Source organism: Rhodococcus sp. GB-02 (assembly GCF_053470465.1).
Genome location: NZ_JBPUKE010000003.1, coordinates 744,188 through 759,742 on the forward strand (window position 1 = coordinate 744,188; position 15,555 = coordinate 759,742).

Annotated in this window: 15 protein-coding genes; 5 read left to right on the plus strand and 10 right to left on the minus strand. The window is 62.6% G+C overall.

Translation table 11 applies throughout. The features are described from left to right. Positions 1-42: 42 nt before the first annotated feature. From ACSW29_RS23905 to ACSW29_RS23930, 6 genes are all read right to left on the minus strand, one after another. Positions 43-846: an enoyl-CoA hydratase-related protein gene (locus ACSW29_RS23905; protein ID WP_448278472.1), complete on the minus strand. Its 804-nt coding sequence runs from the start codon at positions 844-846 to the stop codon at positions 43-45. Beyond that, positions 843-2,078: a CaiB/BaiF CoA transferase family protein gene (locus tag ACSW29_RS23910; protein WP_347873349.1), complete on the minus strand. Its 1,236-nt coding sequence runs from the start codon at positions 2,076-2,078 to the stop codon at positions 843-845. The genes ACSW29_RS23905 and ACSW29_RS23910 overlap by 4 nt, the downstream gene beginning before the upstream one ends. After that, the gene (locus tag ACSW29_RS23915) at positions 2,075-3,439 is read right to left on the minus strand and encodes an FAD-dependent oxidoreductase (RefSeq protein ID WP_448278473.1); all 1,365 of its coding nucleotides are present in this window, start codon (positions 3,437-3,439) and stop codon (positions 2,075-2,077) included. The genes ACSW29_RS23910 and ACSW29_RS23915 overlap by 4 nt, the downstream gene beginning before the upstream one ends. Positions 3,440-3,449: 10 nt before the next feature. Further along, complete coding sequence (locus ACSW29_RS23920) at positions 3,450-4,751, minus strand: MFS transporter (protein ID WP_448278474.1); 1,302 nt, start codon at positions 4,749-4,751, stop codon at positions 3,450-3,452. Positions 4,752-4,875: 124 nt separating this feature from the next. Next, positions 4,876-5,445 carry a helix-turn-helix domain-containing protein gene (locus tag ACSW29_RS23925; RefSeq protein WP_347873346.1) on the minus strand — a complete coding sequence of 190 codons (570 nt, stop codon included), beginning with the start codon at positions 5,443-5,445 and terminating at the stop codon, positions 4,876-4,878. A gap of 312 nt (positions 5,446-5,757) precedes the next feature. Beyond that, entirely contained in the window at positions 5,758-6,018 is a 261-nt protein-coding gene (locus tag ACSW29_RS23930; RefSeq protein ID WP_317827702.1) for a Fic family protein, read from the minus strand. Between the two features lie 648 nt (positions 6,019-6,666). On the opposite strand from ACSW29_RS23930, the gene ACSW29_RS23935 reads away from it, so the two are divergent. Continuing rightward, positions 6,667-7,893 carry an MFS transporter gene (locus tag ACSW29_RS23935; protein ID WP_448278475.1) on the plus strand — a complete coding sequence of 409 codons (1,227 nt, stop codon included), beginning with the start codon at positions 6,667-6,669 and terminating at the stop codon, positions 7,891-7,893. Between the two features lie 480 nt (positions 7,894-8,373). On the opposite strand, the gene ACSW29_RS23940 is transcribed toward ACSW29_RS23935, so the two are convergent. Continuing rightward, positions 8,374-8,802: a hypothetical protein gene (locus tag ACSW29_RS23940; RefSeq protein WP_448278476.1), complete on the minus strand. Its 429-nt coding sequence runs from the start codon at positions 8,800-8,802 to the stop codon at positions 8,374-8,376. Positions 8,803-9,123: 321 nt separating this feature from the next. On the opposite strand from ACSW29_RS23940, the gene ACSW29_RS23945 reads away from it, so the two are divergent. Beyond that, entirely contained in the window at positions 9,124-10,071 is a 948-nt protein-coding gene (locus ACSW29_RS23945; protein ID WP_448278555.1) for a hypothetical protein, read from the plus strand. 48 nt (positions 10,072-10,119) lie between these two features. Beyond that, positions 10,120-10,776 (plus strand): DUF3105 domain-containing protein, encoded by a 657-nt coding sequence (locus ACSW29_RS23950; RefSeq protein ID WP_347873341.1) that lies wholly within the window; start codon positions 10,120-10,122, stop codon positions 10,774-10,776. A 34-nt stretch (positions 10,777-10,810) separates the two neighbouring features. Here the strand turns inward: ACSW29_RS23950 and ACSW29_RS23955 are convergent, their stop codons facing one another. Together ACSW29_RS23955 and dapB are read right to left on the minus strand one after the other, a co-directional pair. Next, positions 10,811-11,275 carry a hypothetical protein gene (locus ACSW29_RS23955; protein WP_020907483.1) on the minus strand — a complete coding sequence of 155 codons (465 nt, stop codon included), beginning with the start codon at positions 11,273-11,275 and terminating at the stop codon, positions 10,811-10,813. Further along, entirely contained in the window at positions 11,272-12,036 is a 765-nt protein-coding gene (gene dapB / locus ACSW29_RS23960) for a 4-hydroxy-tetrahydrodipicolinate reductase (protein WP_003942179.1), read from the minus strand. The genes ACSW29_RS23955 and dapB overlap by 4 nt, the downstream gene beginning before the upstream one ends. Positions 12,037-12,138: 102 nt before the next feature. On the opposite strand from dapB, the gene ACSW29_RS23965 reads away from it, so the two are divergent. Both ACSW29_RS23965 and ACSW29_RS23970 read left to right on the plus strand, forming a co-directional pair. Then, positions 12,139-14,178 carry an ATP-binding cassette domain-containing protein gene (locus ACSW29_RS23965; protein WP_448278477.1) on the plus strand — a complete coding sequence of 680 codons (2,040 nt, stop codon included), beginning with the start codon at positions 12,139-12,141 and terminating at the stop codon, positions 14,176-14,178. Beyond that, a complete protein-coding gene (locus ACSW29_RS23970; RefSeq protein WP_230813139.1) occupies positions 14,175-14,909 on the plus strand; it encodes an energy-coupling factor transporter transmembrane component T family protein in 735 nt (244 codons plus the stop codon). Before ACSW29_RS23965 ends, ACSW29_RS23970 begins: the two co-directional genes overlap by 4 nt. Here ACSW29_RS23970 and ACSW29_RS23975 read toward each other — a convergent pair. Then, positions 14,860-15,531 carry a TetR/AcrR family transcriptional regulator gene (locus ACSW29_RS23975; protein WP_230813138.1) on the minus strand — a complete coding sequence of 224 codons (672 nt, stop codon included), beginning with the start codon at positions 15,529-15,531 and terminating at the stop codon, positions 14,860-14,862. The two genes, ACSW29_RS23970 and ACSW29_RS23975, sit on opposite strands and share 50 nt — an antisense overlap. Between the last annotated feature and the right edge of the window lie 24 nt (positions 15,532-15,555).

The window sequence follows — 15,555 nt, forward strand, 5'->3', positions numbered from 1 at the left end:
CTTGCTTGCTTCGTTTGGTTGCTTCGACGCGCGGTTTCCGGCCTAGCGGCCGCTCCAAACCGGTTCCCGCCTCTCCTGGAAGGCCAGGACTCCCTCTTCCTGCTCCTTGCTCATGAGTGCGTCGGTGAGTGCCGGCACCAGGAGCGCACGGGCGTCGCGTGCCGAGAGGTGCTCGGTGCGGGTCACCATCTGCTTGACGGCACGAACCGAGGTGGGTGCGCAGCGCAGGATCTGCTGGACCCAGCGTTCGACGGCTTCGTCGAGTTCGGCGTACGGGACAACCTCGTTGACAAGCCCGTGACTGTGCAGCTCCTGCGCGCTGGCCTTGCGGCCGGTGAGCAGCATGCCCATGGCCACGTTGTGCGGAATCTTGCGAACCAGAAGCGCGATCCCGCCGTCAAGTGCGAGCCGCCCGACGTTGGGTTCCGTGAGCCCCAGACGGGCGTGGTCGGCGGCAACAACGATGTCCGCACCGAGCACAATTTCCATGCCGCCGCCAAGCGCGTAGCCGTTGACGCGGGCGATGACCGGCACGTCGAGGGTGTTGCGCAGGCTGAGGCCGCCGAACCCGTTGGGATCCATGTCTGCCCAGTACTCCAGGCCGGTCTTGGCGACCGCGGAGGGGGTCATGTCTGCCCCCACGCTGAATGCGCGGTCCCCCGCGCCGGTCACCACGACCACGCGGACATCGCTGTCCGCCTCGATGCGATCCCAGATCTCGTTGAGTCGGTCGAAGGCGGGTCCGTCCACCGCGTTGAGCACCTGGGGCCGGTCGATCGTCACCCGGGCGATGTGGTTGGCGACTTCGAAGCTCACGCCGTCGCGCGTCTCGAATGGCGTGCTCATCGCAGTACCCCGTCCGCGCGCAGCTTTTCGATGGTCGCGTCGTCCACGCCGTACTCACGCAGGATCTCGACGTTGTGTTCGCCGAGTTGGGGTGCGGCCCGGCGCACCTCGGGCGGGTTGGCCGAAAGCCTTATCGGCGCGTTCAACATCTTCACGGTGCCGACCACCGGGTGCTCGGCCTCGACGATCATGTTGTTGGCGGCGGTCTGTGGATCCGCGAGCGTCTGTTCAAGGGAATTGACCGGGGCGTTGAGCAGCCCTTCGTCCTCCAGCCGTTGGCACCAGTACGCGGTGGTGTTGGTGGCAAACCTCGCGGCGAAGATCTTCTGCAGCGACGGCTTTTGGGCGAACTGCTGTTCAAGCGTTGCGTACTCGGGGCGCTCGCTGAGGTCGTCCTCGAGGTCCAGTGCCCGGGACAGATGGTGCAACGGGTTTTGGGTGAATCCGCCGACCAGGCACAGGGCGCCGTCGGTGGTTTCGAAGACCCCGCTCAACGGCATTTCGGCCCAGTTGACCTCGTAGCCGCGGTTAAGCTGCATGCAGGCCTCCTGCATCTGCATGTGCAGCATCGAGTCGTACATCGTGACTTCCACTTTCTGGCCCTGGCCCGTGAGGTCGCGGGTGCGCAGGGCGAGCAGGATCCCCTGGGCCAGGTGCATTCCGGTGGTGTAGTCGCAGAGGGTCGTGGGGTACATGGACAGGGGGATCTCGGGCGATTCGCGGCGCCACATCACTCCGGAGTAGGCCTGCGCGATCGCATCCTGCCCGCCCTTGTGTGCGTACGGCCCTTCGTTGCCGAATCCTGTGCCGGAAGCCCAGATCAGGCCGCGGTTTTCACGCGAGAGTTCCTCGTAGCCGAAGCCCATGCGCTCAATGACACCGTGGCGGAAGTTGCTGACCACTACGTCCGCCTCGGCGATGATGCGTCGCAGTACCGCGCGGCCTTCCTCCTCCCGGGTGTCGATCGAGAGGCTGCGCTTGTTCCGGTTGATCGAGAGGAAGATCGGGTTGTCCTGCCCGTCCTTGTCCGGGAAGGAGTTGCGGGCGATGTCGCCGAGGCCCGGGCGCTCGATCTTGATGATGTCGGCGCCGAAGTCCCCGAGCATCTGGGTGGCACTTGGCCCCATGAAGACTTGGGTGAAGTCAACAACGGTGATCCCGGCCAGCGGGAGCGGCAGGGCCGTTGCCCCTGGTTCGCTCAGGTCATTCGGACGGGTGTCGGTGATACTCATACCAGTGCCTCCTCGGGGGCGTCGATGGTTGCGTTCGTGGCAGGAACGTCGCCGGGGTCGGCTCCGTGCAATTTCATGCCTGCCTGAATGTCGATTGCGGAAATATCCCGGACCAGGAGGTTCTTGTCCAGCGCGATGGCTGCGGCCACGCCGACGGCCTGCCCCATGGCCATGCACGGGGGGATTTCCCGCGAGGACTTCTGGGCGTCGGGAGTCGCCGAGTAGTGGCGGCCCGCGACGAGCAGCTGGTCGACTTCCTTGGGAAGTAAGGAGCGGTACGGGTAGTAGTAGTCGCGACCGCGTGCTACCGAGTCGGCGAAGTGGCGGCGGGTGGTGACATCGTCCTTGGTCATCACGTATTCGCCCTGCAGCAGGCGCGTTTGGCGCACACCGATCTGTGGTGCGGCATCGACGATGTAGCTGTTCTCGAAGCCCGGCAAGTTCTCCCGCACATAGGCCGCAGCCTCGGCGATCCGGTCGCGGGCCGCCAGCTCGGCGCGGGTGAGATCGACGGGGTCAACGCCGTTGTAGCCAGTCATGTGCGGAGCGTTGCACCAGACCACGCCGGGCAGCGGGGTCTTCAGCCACCATAGTTCCCAGGCTCCGCCGAGCAGGCGCTTGATGGTGCGGTTGATGGCGCGTGCTTCCTTCGGGTTTTCCTGTTCGAAGTGCTCCGCGGCATCCGTGTCCACGCCACCGAGCCGGAACACCAGGGTGGTCAGGTAGCTGTCCTGGATGTGGCTGGCGCCCGCGCGGGAGGCAACGTCGATGTCGCCAGTGGTGTCGATGACGATGTCGGCGAGGTATGCCTGCGGGCCGGCCTTGGATTCGCAGATCACGCCCTTCATCACGCCGTTCTCAACGACGGGCTGGCTGAACCAGGCGTGGAGACGCAGGTCGACGCCGGCTTCCCGCACCAGGTCGTTCGAGACCCGCTTCCAGCCATCGGGGTCGAACGCCGCTGCATAGCAGATCGGCTTTGGCTGGACATGCGAATGGAAGTCGAAGAGACCGTACCGGCCCCACTTGTTCCAGGTTTCGCGCGATGCGTAGCGGTCTTCCTTCGGTGCAACCACCACGAGGCCAAGCCGGTCCATGCGTTCGATGTACTCGGAGACGATGCCCGTGACGGAGATTTCCGACCCGTTGACCATGTCATCGAGTACCAGGACCATGCCGCCGGAGGCGAGCCCGCCGAGGTATGAGTACCTCTCCAGCAGCGTGACCTTGGCGCCGGAACGCGCTGCGGTGACCGCGGCGGACACACCGGCGGGTCCACCGCCCACGACGATGACGTCGGAGCGCGAAACGACGGGTGCTTTCAAGGTAGCGGGGGTGACTCGAAGGTCTAGTGCAGTCATTGTGGTTTCTTCACTTTCCGATGTAGAGGCCGTTGGCACGGCGGGCAAGGATGTAGAAGACGATGCTGAGAATGAGGAGAACTGCTACATAGACCGGGAATAGCCATGAAGCACCGACGGATTGCAGCCACACCAACAGATAGGAAGCGGTGCCTCCGAAGAGTGCGACGCCGACGCCGTAGCCCAGTGATACGCCGGCACCACGTGAAGCCTTGGGCATCAGGGAGCTGGAGACCACGTTGTAGAGGGTCAGGTTCAGTACGAGCACCACCGAACCGCCCAGAAGCACCACGGCAAATCCTCCGATGCCGGGCTCGGTGTATGCCAGCATGAGGAAAACGGAAGGGACGGCGAGTATCCGCGTCACGATGAACCAGCGCGACATGGGTCGGCCGTCAACGAGCTTTCCAACGACCCAGCTGCCGGCCACCATGATCACGCCAAGAATCGTGGTCACGGCAAAGACCGAAGTCGGATTTTCCTTGAAGCCGCTGCGTGCGGCGCTGGGCAGGCCAGTGGTCCAAGCGTAGCTGTAGGCCTGGACCGCACCGACAACAAAGACGATGGCGAGAACGCTCAGCCAGTTCTTTCGTACACCGGCCCAAACAGACTTCGTCGTCGTTTCCGCCAGCTCTTCCGGCTTCATCGTTTCCGGGAGCGTGCGGCGCAGATAGAGAACCACGAACCCGAAGACTGCCCCGATGATGAACGGGATGCGCCAACCCCACGCGGTCATCTCATCACCGCTCAGAGCCAGGCTGCAGAAGAAGCTGACCATCGAGGCGAGCAAGACGCCGATGTTGACGTAGAACGTCATGATACCGGCGACGGCACCCTCGCGGCCTTCCGGCGCCAGTTCCAGAGCGTGTGCCGTGGACAATGGAGCCTCGATACCGGCCGAAATGCCCTGAACAACGCGGCACAGCAGCAGGATGACTCCTGCCCATGGACCGATCTGTGCGTAGGTGGGAGTGAGTGCGATGACCAACGTTGTAGCCGCCATCATCATGATCGACAGGAGCATCACGCGCCGGCGGCCGATTTGGTCGGCAAGGGTGCCGAGCAGGATGCCGCCAAGAGGGCGGAACGCGAACCCCACCGCAAACACGGCCAGGGCGCCGAGGGTTGCGGTAACGGGATCGTGCGAGGGGAAGAAACTTGGCCCAATGAATGCCGACAAGAGACCGAAGATCATCCAGTCGTACCATTCGAGGGCGTTGCCGAGTCCGAGCCCGAACAAGCCTCGGCGAACCTCGGAAGAGAAGCGTGATGTGTTGCGTTTTGCCGCTGGGGAGACAACGGTTTCTACCATGATTTCCTTCTTTCACTTGCGCTTTCAGAGCGCATGAAGGATCGACTGAGGAACCGGTGGGCACAAGGCACAACGGTTTAGAGCCAATCAGTGAGGGGAAACGCCTGCTAGGTGTAGCGAACTATTACCAGGTGGGTGGAGTGTTCACCCAGATAGAGACGCAGGCTTCGTCGTATGGATTCATGTACCAATGTGGGACATCGGAGGCATAGGTGATCGAGTCGCCGGCCTCGAGAACGTACAACTCTCCGTCGAGGTAGACGTCCTTCTTGCCGGAGAGAACAACACCGAATTCTTCTCCGCCGTGGCGGAATGGGGTGGCGCTGGTGTCGGACCCTGGAGGGCTGACAATCCAGTGCACCTCCAAGGATCCGTTGAGATTGGGGGTCAGGAGTTCGTAGACCTCTCCCCCGTTGGACTCGCGCGCAGTTCCTTTGAGGTTGCGCCGTTCATCCTTCCGTACGACCGGTGACGTGGATTCTTCTTGGGTAGGGAAGAACCGTCCAACGGGGATCCCCAGGCCGTGGGCGAGCTGAACGAGTGTAGTAAATGATGGGTTCGCTAGTCCGCGTTCAATCTGGCTCACAATTGCGGGGCTCAGCCCCGTGAGTTCAGAAAGTTGAGAGAGCGTGAGGCCCCGCTCCTTGCGCAATGCCTTGACCTGGCTTCCGACACTAACGAGGAGGGACTTCATGACAGCTGGCGATGTAGCATTGAGCATCATTCAGTGCCCTTCCTGTGATGTGCCTTACGTTTAATATACTGAAAATATTTACTAAGTCAACGATTCTGTGAAACTCGCAGAACCACAGGCTGAATCCCCTCCGTTACGGATATCCGCAGGGCAGTAAACACGTAAAAACGAATCGAACTCACGCGCGGAACCTGGCTCAATGAAGCAATCCCACGCCAAGCAGTTCCACTGAGACGGTCATCCAACCCTTGACCTGACTACCCGCAACGGGGACCCACAACGCGCTTGCCGATTCGCTGAGATCCTGGCTGTCTACATTCTCCGAGGCCCGCGGGTTGCTTCCATCGCGACGTAGCGGGCTGCTTGTACTGCGGAGGCGTGGACTTTCTGCCAGTCGATGGTCCAGCCGGAGGATTTGAGGAGTTCGTCGAAGAAGACTCGTTGCGTGCGGGAGTTTCCGTCTCGGAACGGGTGCAGGACGGTGGTTTCGCCCCAATGGTAGGCGAGTCGGTCTACGGCGCGGTCTTTCGGGAGTCCTTGGGGGAAGTTGTCTTTGGCGATTCCGCCGAGCACTCACGAACTGGACATCCGACAACGCAGCTCCGGAACCTTTCACAGTCATCGGAAACTAGAACGTGCTCGCACCAGCACAGGAAACCTTGAAATGACCGCACTTGCCACAGGGATCGTCCTCGTGACTGCGCTCCTGAATGCAGGCTTCGGCATCTGCGTCCCGGCACTGCTGTCGATCTAGCGGAAACGGTAGACACTTCGACATACACCCGGTCACGAGCACGACGCTGCGTGGATACAAATGCGCGCAGTCCACTTGACCTGCCAAACAACATTTCGGACTCCGTTGCGCTGTTCGTGTTGTTCTCGCGCCACTCCGCGTCGGACTGGACCATCGGTCCTCGCAGGCAGTAGCGGCCGCCGTTGTCTTGGACGTAAGGGGTGAAGCACCTGTTCTCGCATCCGCCGCGTCCTTTGGTGCGACGTATCACGACAAAGCTTGTGGGAGTATCTATTTCGGTCATGTTGACGCCTTCTTGCGAGTCGGTAGTGTTGCTCCCCTGTCACCTTGTCGAGTGCTTCTATCAACTTCGCAAGGCCAACAGCCGTCTCGGGCTCAGCACCGATATCGGGAGTGCTCGACTACAGTCCCCTTCATGAGCGGGACAGACTGGTGAATTCGGCTGTGTGGCGTCGTGGGTGGAAACGATGAGTGACGTTTCTCCGACAGTCAATCGTTCATCGTTTCGCCGCTTCCTCACAGCCGCGGTGATCAGTTCGGCCGGCTCGTCGGTGACAGCGGTGGCGATGCCCATTCTGGTCGTGCAACTTCTAGACGCGACACCCTTCGAAGTCGGTGTGGTGAACGCAGCTCAGTTCATCCCCTATGCGGTGCTCGGATTGTTCGCGGGGGTCTACGTCGACCGGTGGCGACGCAAGCCAATCCTCGTGTGGGCCAGCATCGGTCGAGCGGTAGCACTCGGTGCCGTCCCGCTCCTGTGGCTCGCCGGCCTTCTGCACATCTGGGTTCTGGTCATCGTGTTGCTCTTGTTCGGCTCCTTCTCAGTGTTCGGCTTCGCCGCGATGCAGTCCTTGTTGCCCCGGCTGGTTCCACGCAGCCAACTGGTGCAAGCAAACGCTCGACTCGACCAAGCCGACGCAGCAGCAACGACATTGGGACCAACGGTCGGAGGCGCACTCGTAGGCCTACTCGGCGCTCCCGTCGTGATCGCCGTCGACGCAATCAGCTACCTCGCTGATGCCGCACTCAATTCCGGTCTCGATGTCGACGAGCCACGACCCGCTGCTCGCTCCCGCAACCTGATAAACGAAGTACGCGACGGTCTGAGATTCACCTACCGCCACCGCACCCTCAACCCACTCGCACTATCAACACACGTGTGGTTCCTCGCCAACGGAGCTGCATTGACTGTGCTGTCGCTCTTCGCCCTCCGCTCACTCGGGTTCAGCGCCTACACATACGGCTTGCTGCTGACGACTTTCGGTGTCGCCAGCCTCCTCGGCACATCCTGCGCTCACGCGCTCGGCATGCGCATCGGATCAGGACGCGCAATCATCCTCGCCCGCACGGTATACCCCGTCACTTGGCTTCTCGTGGCCTTCGCGACGGACACAGGTGTCGGCCATGTGCTGCTCTTCGCAGCACTGGGCCTGCAAGGCTTGGCGGCAGGCGCCGAGAACGCGAACGAGATGGGCTATTGGCAAGCACTCACCCCCGATGAGCTTCTCGGGCGCGTGAATGCCGCCCGACGTTCCGTCAACCGCACCATGGCCGCACTCGGTGCCGTGATAGCAGGCCTGTTGGTCGGCGCGATCGGCGAATGCCCCACCCTGATCGGCGTCATCATTGTGTTCGCCATCGCAGCAGGCGCACTGGCGTTCTCGCCGCTGCGGCACTCGGCGCGCGATCTCTGACCTCGAAACGAGCGCTAGCCAGGGGTTGGAACCGTTGTCGTACAGTTCCCGCGTTTGAGCCTCCAGCGAGCGATTCAGATCCTTTTCGTTGCGAGGTTTAGATACAGAGCGCTGCGGGCGACGTTCAGCACTTCGGCGATCTCGGTCGTGGATACGCCGTCGCCCCGCATCGTGTTGGCCTGCCGTTTCTCCGCCGCAGTCGCGAGGATGGCCGGCCTCCGACGCGGCCGCGATCACGAGCCGCGGAGAGTCCCGCCGTGGTGCGTTCCTTTATCTATACGCGTAGTGGACGGATTTCAATACTGGCCAGGAGTAAGAGGCGTTGGAGGTAGCAATGTGGCTATGGGTTGCCTGAGCGACGTGTTCGCACTCCTGCGAGCATGAAGTGGGAGAAAATCTACTGATCGATGTTGGGCGTCGGGTTCCGCTGCAACCAATGGTGTTCCGTGGAGGGCCAGCTAGGCGGAGCAGACCAACTCCTTACAAGTTGTTCAGGGCGGCCCCGATCGGCGTCAGGGCGGCTTCTTCGTAGGCGCGTAGCGCAGCGATCCGGTCGACGAGTGCAGCTTCTGCTTGTGCAGCAACGACATGCCTTCTGCCCCACTCTGCCCGTGCTCGGGCGAGTTGGTCGTTGCCGTCGTCAACCGGCAGCGTCGGTGTATTCGACCGCAGACGGAGTCGCTCTTGCGCGGCGGACGCGATCATGCGCAGTTCGGGGTGTGTCCAGGATGGGTCGGAGATGATCCGTGCGACAACATTTTCCGCGACTACGACGAGTCGGATCTCGGGGCCTTCCTCGCGGGGCTTCCTGGTGAGGGTGCACCACCAGCTCGTTTGGGCGACAAGTTCGTTCGGGTCGACGATCGTGGTCGAGAGTGCTGCGAAGGCGGACTGCGTGGACGAACTCACAGACGTCCAGTCTAAGACTGCGGTGGTGCGCGTGGATCGTTGAGGGAAACGGAGTCGCTCGATCACCCAGGCGCGGGCGGCGTCCATCTCGACCAACTCGATCGCAGTCTCTTCCCTCTCAGCAGGGGCAATGGGGTCAGTTTATCGCCGGATACCTAACACCCGCGCCGACAAACGCGCTTCAGTGGCCGGCGCGCTTGCGGCGGCTTCTAGCCGCGTGGGCGGCGTTTGGTCAAGGCAACGGGTGACTTCTGCGAGACGGACGTCCAGTATTCTCTGGGTACTAAGTCCCGATTCTTCGGCCCGGAGGACTCCATTGTGATGTGGAATCGCGCGCTTGCCCACTCGATTTTCGCGGCTGCCGGCTCAGTTGTTCTCGCCGCCGCAGTCGCTGGTGTTCACGCTGCTCCGGTAGCGGCGAAACAGGCCTCGCGCGTCTTCGACGCAATGTGCACACCCACCGATGCGGGCCTTTCGGAGCTGTCCGGACTCACCGTCACCGCGGCCGGAATGTACGCAATCGGCGACAGCGGCTCTGACGATCGCGTCGCCCAACTCGATTCGAACTGCCACGTTCAGCGCTGGATCAATGTGGGCACCCCTCGCGTCGATGTCGAGGATCTCTCGTCGGCTCCTGACGGCCATCTGTGGCTGGCAGACATTGGCGACAACAACGCGATGCGAACGTCGATCGGTCTGATCGAACTCGATCCGGCTTCAGGCACTGCCACCTCCTACCCCCTGGTTTATCCGGACGGGGCGCACGACGCCGAGACACTGTTGATCCAGAGCGACGGGCTTCCCGTCATCGTCACCAAGGACTACTTCGGCGCAAGCGTCGTCTACACAACCGCTGAGCGACAGCATGTTCAAGATCTGAGTACGGCATCGCCGACCACGTTGGCCGAAGTGGGCCAGCTGAGGATGACGCCCACCCTCACTTCCGGTGGGCCGGTTCCTCATGCCGGGACGATGGCAGTCACGGGCGGCGCCGTGAGCAAGGACGGCACAGTGGTAGCGCTTCGCACATACACGGACGTCTACCTGTATTCAGCTCCCGATGGTGATGTCGCGAAAGCGTTGACCACCAAACCGATTCGTGTTCCCCTTCCCGACGAGCCACAAGGTGAAGCGATCGCGTTCAACGCTGCCGGTGATCTGATCAGCGGTTCCGAGGCATACCAAGGGCCGTTGCCGCCGCTGCGAATTCTTCGCGGCGCCAGTGACATCGCACTGTCGGGCGGATCGAGCGGCTCTCTCGGCTCGTAGTCGAAACACGTCCCAGGCAAAGCGATCGGGTGCCGCTATCATGGCCGGGTGAACAAACAACTTCGAGCGACAGTGGCGATCTCGGCAGTTCTCGCGGTGGCTTCGTGCGCGAATTCCGTCGAAGGAACACCTCGTCCTGATGCGTTTGTTCCGAGCGTCGACAATCCGGATCCGTCCGAGGCCATCGACGGAGTTGTCGCGGTCGACTACCCAGCCGCTCAACACGTACGCCCGAACGAACGTGTGGCGTACACACATTCACCGCCCTTCGGCGGGCGTCATGATTCGGTCTGGGCCAACTGCGCCGGAGTTGTTTATCCGCAAGCGATTCGGACCGAGAATGCGGTCCATTCTCTCGAGCACGGAGCTGTGTGGATCACGTACAACCCCGACCTCGTCTCGGGCGAGGATCAGGCCCGCTTGGCGCAGCAAGTCGAGGGCATGAGCTACACATTGATGTCGCCGTACCCGACCCTGGATTCGCCGATCTCGCTGCAGTCATGGGGCCGTCAACTCAAGCTCGACAACGCGGAGGACGCCCGCGTCGATCAATTCATCTCGGCATTGCGGGTCAATCCGAACACGTATCCCGAAGTGGGCGCGACGTGTTCAGTGCCGGTAACGAGCTTCGACCCGAACAACCCGCCGCCATTCGACCCCACCACTCCGGATCCTTCTTCTCCCACAACGGTTCCGGAGCGCTAGCACCTCACCGATCCCCTGGTCGCAGGAGAGGAAACTACTTGCCTCGCGAACGACGTTCCAGTTCCACTGCCCGGCGCATGGTTTCCCGCGCACGGCTTCGGTCACCGGCGTAGTCGTAGGCGCGAGCGAGTCGGAAGTTCTGCTTCCAGTTGTCCGGATCTGCTTCCCAGTCGACCTTGATCTGGGCGAACAACTCGTCGGCGGCCGCTCGCTCGATCCGACCCGAAGGCAATTTCGGAAGCGAAGAGGCGTCGACAGCGAGGCCTTCGTCGTGGATCTGCTGCGCGAGACGCTGGTGTGTGAACCCCGCACGGAGCGTGGCGATGACGAGCCACAGCCCCAGGAACGGCAGGATCAACACTCCGATCCCGAGACCGATTGCGGCGCCGCCGCCGTCCTGGATCAGCTGGATTCCGCGCTGACCGAGCAGCACGAAGTACACCGCGAGCGCGATACAGATCGCAACGATCAGCGCGAGGGTGCGGGTGGTCTTGTTCATAGATCGAGGAAGGAATCGATACCGACGGTCAGACCCGGACGAGAGCCGATCTGACGAACACCGAGCAGAACGCCCGGCGCGAATGAATTCCGGTCGATCGAGTCGTGGCGAATGGTCAGCGTCTCGCCCTGCGTTCCGAGAATCACTTCCTGATGCGCAACCAGGCCGGCCATGCGCACGGAGTGAACCCGGACGCCGTCGACGTCGGCTCCACGCGCACCCTCGAGTTCGGTCGTGGTGGCGTCAGGACTGCGTCCGACGCCTGCTTCCGCACGAGCCTCGGCAATCATGGCGGCCGTTCGGTATGCGGTGCCCGAAGGCGCGTCGGCCTTGTTGGGATGGTGAAGTTCGATGACCTCGACGGAATCGAAGAAGCGCGCCGCCGCAGCCGAGAAACGCATCAACAGCACCGCGCCGATGGCGAAGTTGGGCGCGATCAGAACACCCGTTGCCGGCTGGGCGTCGAGCCAGGACTGCACAGTCGCGAGCCGGGACTCGTCGAAGCCGGTGGTGCCGATCACAGCGTGAATTCCGTTGGCCACGAGAAATTCCAGATTTCCCATGACGACGTCGGGGTGAGTGAAGTCGACCACTACCTGGGTGCGGGTGTCGACAAACGTCTCGATGCGATCACCGGTGTCGACCTGCGCAACAAGTTCCAGATCGGGAGCAGCCTCCACTGCCTCGCAGATCGCTCGACCGACCTTGCCCTTGGCTCCCAGAACCCCGACCCTGATGGGTGCTGCACTCACGTCTTCCACGCTCCGTCCGATGCATTGTTTGAGGTGAAGCCTACGCAATCGCGCCGATACGCTCACCATCAGTCGGGCAGGAGTCATGTCACCACTGGCACACTGGACGTAGTGAACAACCGTCCGCAAGTCCGCGAAACCGGCAACCTTCGACCACTCGAGTTGGCGACAGGTGCCGTCATGGCCGGATTCACGGTCGCGTTGTCCGTTATCGCCACGGTCATCCCCATGGCCAGCGCCCTCAACCTCGTGGCCGCCGTTCCGATGGGAATCGTTGCCCAGCGCTTTCGCGTCCGTGCGGTGGTGACGGCTGGAGTGTCGGCTACTGCGGTCGCCTTTGTCGCCGCTGGTTCCGGGTCTGCATGGGCGGTGGCATTGTGCGCCCTCCTCGGCGGAATCATCGGCACGGTCAAGCGGCGTGGTCTCGGCTTCGTATCCGCGCTGCTGTCGTCATTTGTCATCGGGCCGGCGCTGGCGTTGTTCTCCATAGTCTTGCTGCTTGTTCTCGCGCCCCTGCGCAACTTGTTGTTGAACTCGCTCGAGAACACCGCGCTGGGTGTGGCCACGATCTTAAAGCGTGCGCCTTCCCTGGTCGGGGCAGCCGAGTGGATCGAGAACAGCATCGGCTCGATCATCGACTACTGGTGGTTGTGGATCGCCGCGTCGATCATCTCCGGGATCGTCCTGAGCACCGTCGTTTCCTATTTTGTCCTCGGTGCCGTCCTCGATCGATTGGCTGCACTCCCCTCGTCCGACCCGCTCGAGACAACACCTGACGACCGTCCGATCGATCCGTTGCCGGTGACTTTCGATCACGTGGGCTTCACCTATCCGGGTGCATCGACGCCGGCCCTCGTTGATGTCAACTTCACCGTCCGACGCGGCGAGTTCGTCACCGTCGTCGGCCACAACGGCTCGGGCAAGTCCACACTCACCCGGTTGCTCGCCGGTCGCGCACCAACCGTCGGGAGCCTGACGAGACCCGGGTCCGCAGGCCTCGGCCGACACGGCGGAACCGCAATTGTCCTGCAGCGACCGGAGAGCCAGATCCTCGGAACCCGCGTCGCGGACGACGTCGTCTGGGGGCTTCCCCCCGAGTCTCATCCCGACGTCGATGCACTGCTGACTGAAGTAGGACTCGCCGGCATGGGTATGCGCGAGACCTCGGGGCTGTCCGGCGGCGAGATGCAACGTCTGGCGGTTGCTGCCGCTCTGGCGCGGCGTCCCGCACTGCTGATCGCGGACGAAGCCACCGCGATGGTCGATCAGGCCGGCCGGGAGGAATTGGTCGCACTCCTCGCCGAACTTCCACGACGCCATCCCATGGCCGTGGTGCTCGTGACCCATCACCACGCTGACACCCGCGCGGCAGATCGGGTGATTCAACTGCAACGCGGACGGCAGATCGACCACCAACCCGGTTGGATGACGTCGACGTTTGCGGGTCCGCCCGCCGCGCCCTGGCCGGCCGGCACCCGACCGGTCCTCCAACTCACCGATGTGACGCACACCTACAACGACCGGACTCCGTGGTCGAGACGGGCACTGTCGGACGTGAACCTGACCATCAGCGACGGGGACGGACTACTGATCCTGGGCGGCAACGGTTCCGGTAAATCGACCCTGGCCTGGACCATGGCCGGCCTGATCACTCCGAGCAGGGGAACCGCAGTCTTCGACGGCAAACCTGTCTCTCGTCAACTTGGCACCGTCGGTCTCACGTTCCAACATTCGAGGCTGCAATTGCAACGCCGAACCGTCGCCGAAGACATCGAGGCCGCCGGCGGTGCGGAGATCGGATCCGTACAAGTGTCCTGGGCGCTCGACGCCGTCGGACTCGACCGCCACATCGCCGGCCGCAGTATCGACGAGTTGAGCGGCGGGCAGATGCGACGCGTCGTGCTGGCCGGTCTCCTCGTCCGCCAACCCCGAGTGCTCATTCTCGACGAACCTCTCGCCGGTCTCGATCCGCCCGGCCGCCACGAAATCCTGAACGTACTCAGGTGGATTCGACGGAACGGAACCGCAGTTGTCGTCATCTCCCATGACGTCGACGGCATGGATGCCGTGTGCAGCAGAACGATTCGACTGTCGCAGGGTCGCATACTCGATCCGGCCGCCGGCGCAGCTTTGGAAGGATCGACAACGTGACCACCCTCTTGCGTGAAGTTCCGACTTCTTCTCCGGTCCATCGACTGTGGGCCGGAACGAAGATCGTGGCCGTCGTACTCGTCAGCATCGTGGTGGTTGTGACACCGTCCTGGCCGACGATCGGCGTCGTGCTCGGACTGCTGCTGCTGACCGCGGTGATCGGACGCATCCCCCCGACAGCAGTTCCCCACCCTCCGTGGTGGTTGTGGGCGCTTATTCTGCTCGGCGCATTGATCAACCTTCCGATCGGCCTCGACGCGGTGTTCCTGTACCTGCAAGCCGTGACCTTCGGCCTCGTACTGCTTTGCGTCTCACTGATGTTGGCGTGGACCACGTCGATGAGCGATGTGGCGCCCGCCTTGGCCACACTGGGCCGACCGCTTCGATTCTTCAAGATTCCCGTCGACGAGTGGGCCATAGCGACAGCCCTTTGCATTCGTTCGCTTCCGCTGTTGATCGACGAGATGCTCACGCTCGTTGCGGCACGGCGACTCCGTCCGAAAGCTGTGGTGAACAGTGCTGCCGACAACTCGATAGTCGACCTGATCACCACAACCATGTCGGTGGCAATTCGGCGATCTGCCGAAATGGGCGAAGCGATCTCCGCTCGCGGGGGCACAGGATTGATCGCGGCGTACCCCAAGCGTCCTCAACTGGCCGACCTGCTCGCCTTGGTCGTCGTCATTGTTGCGTGCGCCGGCGCGGTCGCTTTGACGATAACTCTGCGCTGACCGGGTCACTTTTCATCGAACCCACCTGGGCGATGATCGCGGAACCCATCCAGCGTCGTAGGTATCGCCGCAGTTCCTCGTCGCTTCGCGCTGGGTCGCCGGGCGCGAGGAAAAACGACTGCATAGTCCGCAGGACATATTCGACCAGTTCCTGAAGCGACGCGTCGTCGTATCCGTAACTCAGCCAGTCCACGTCGAAGCGGGTGATCATCGCCATTCCGAAGGCTTGCGCCTCCTGAGAGGTCAGACCTTCGGGGTGAAGACTCGAATTCGTGCTTGTGAGCAGGATGCCGAGATGGGGCGTTCGATGGACCTGGGTCAGTGTGTAGACGACACCCTCGGTCATCGCCTCGACGGGGTCTTCGATGCCGCTCACGTGCGTGGTCAGTCGATCGAGATAGCCGTCGACCGACGCGATCGCAGCTGCCCTCATCAGAGCGTCGGCACTGGGGAAGTAGCGATACACGGTCTGCCGGATCACGCCCAGTGACTCGGCGACGTCGCCGATGCTGATTTCCGAACTCGTCCGTCCGATCAGCTCGACCGCGGCCTCGACAATGCGACGAGACGCATCGTCGTCACTGTCCGGTGGATTGCCACCCCACCCACGCCTTCGTGCCACTGCCCACTTCCTCGCTCGAACGAG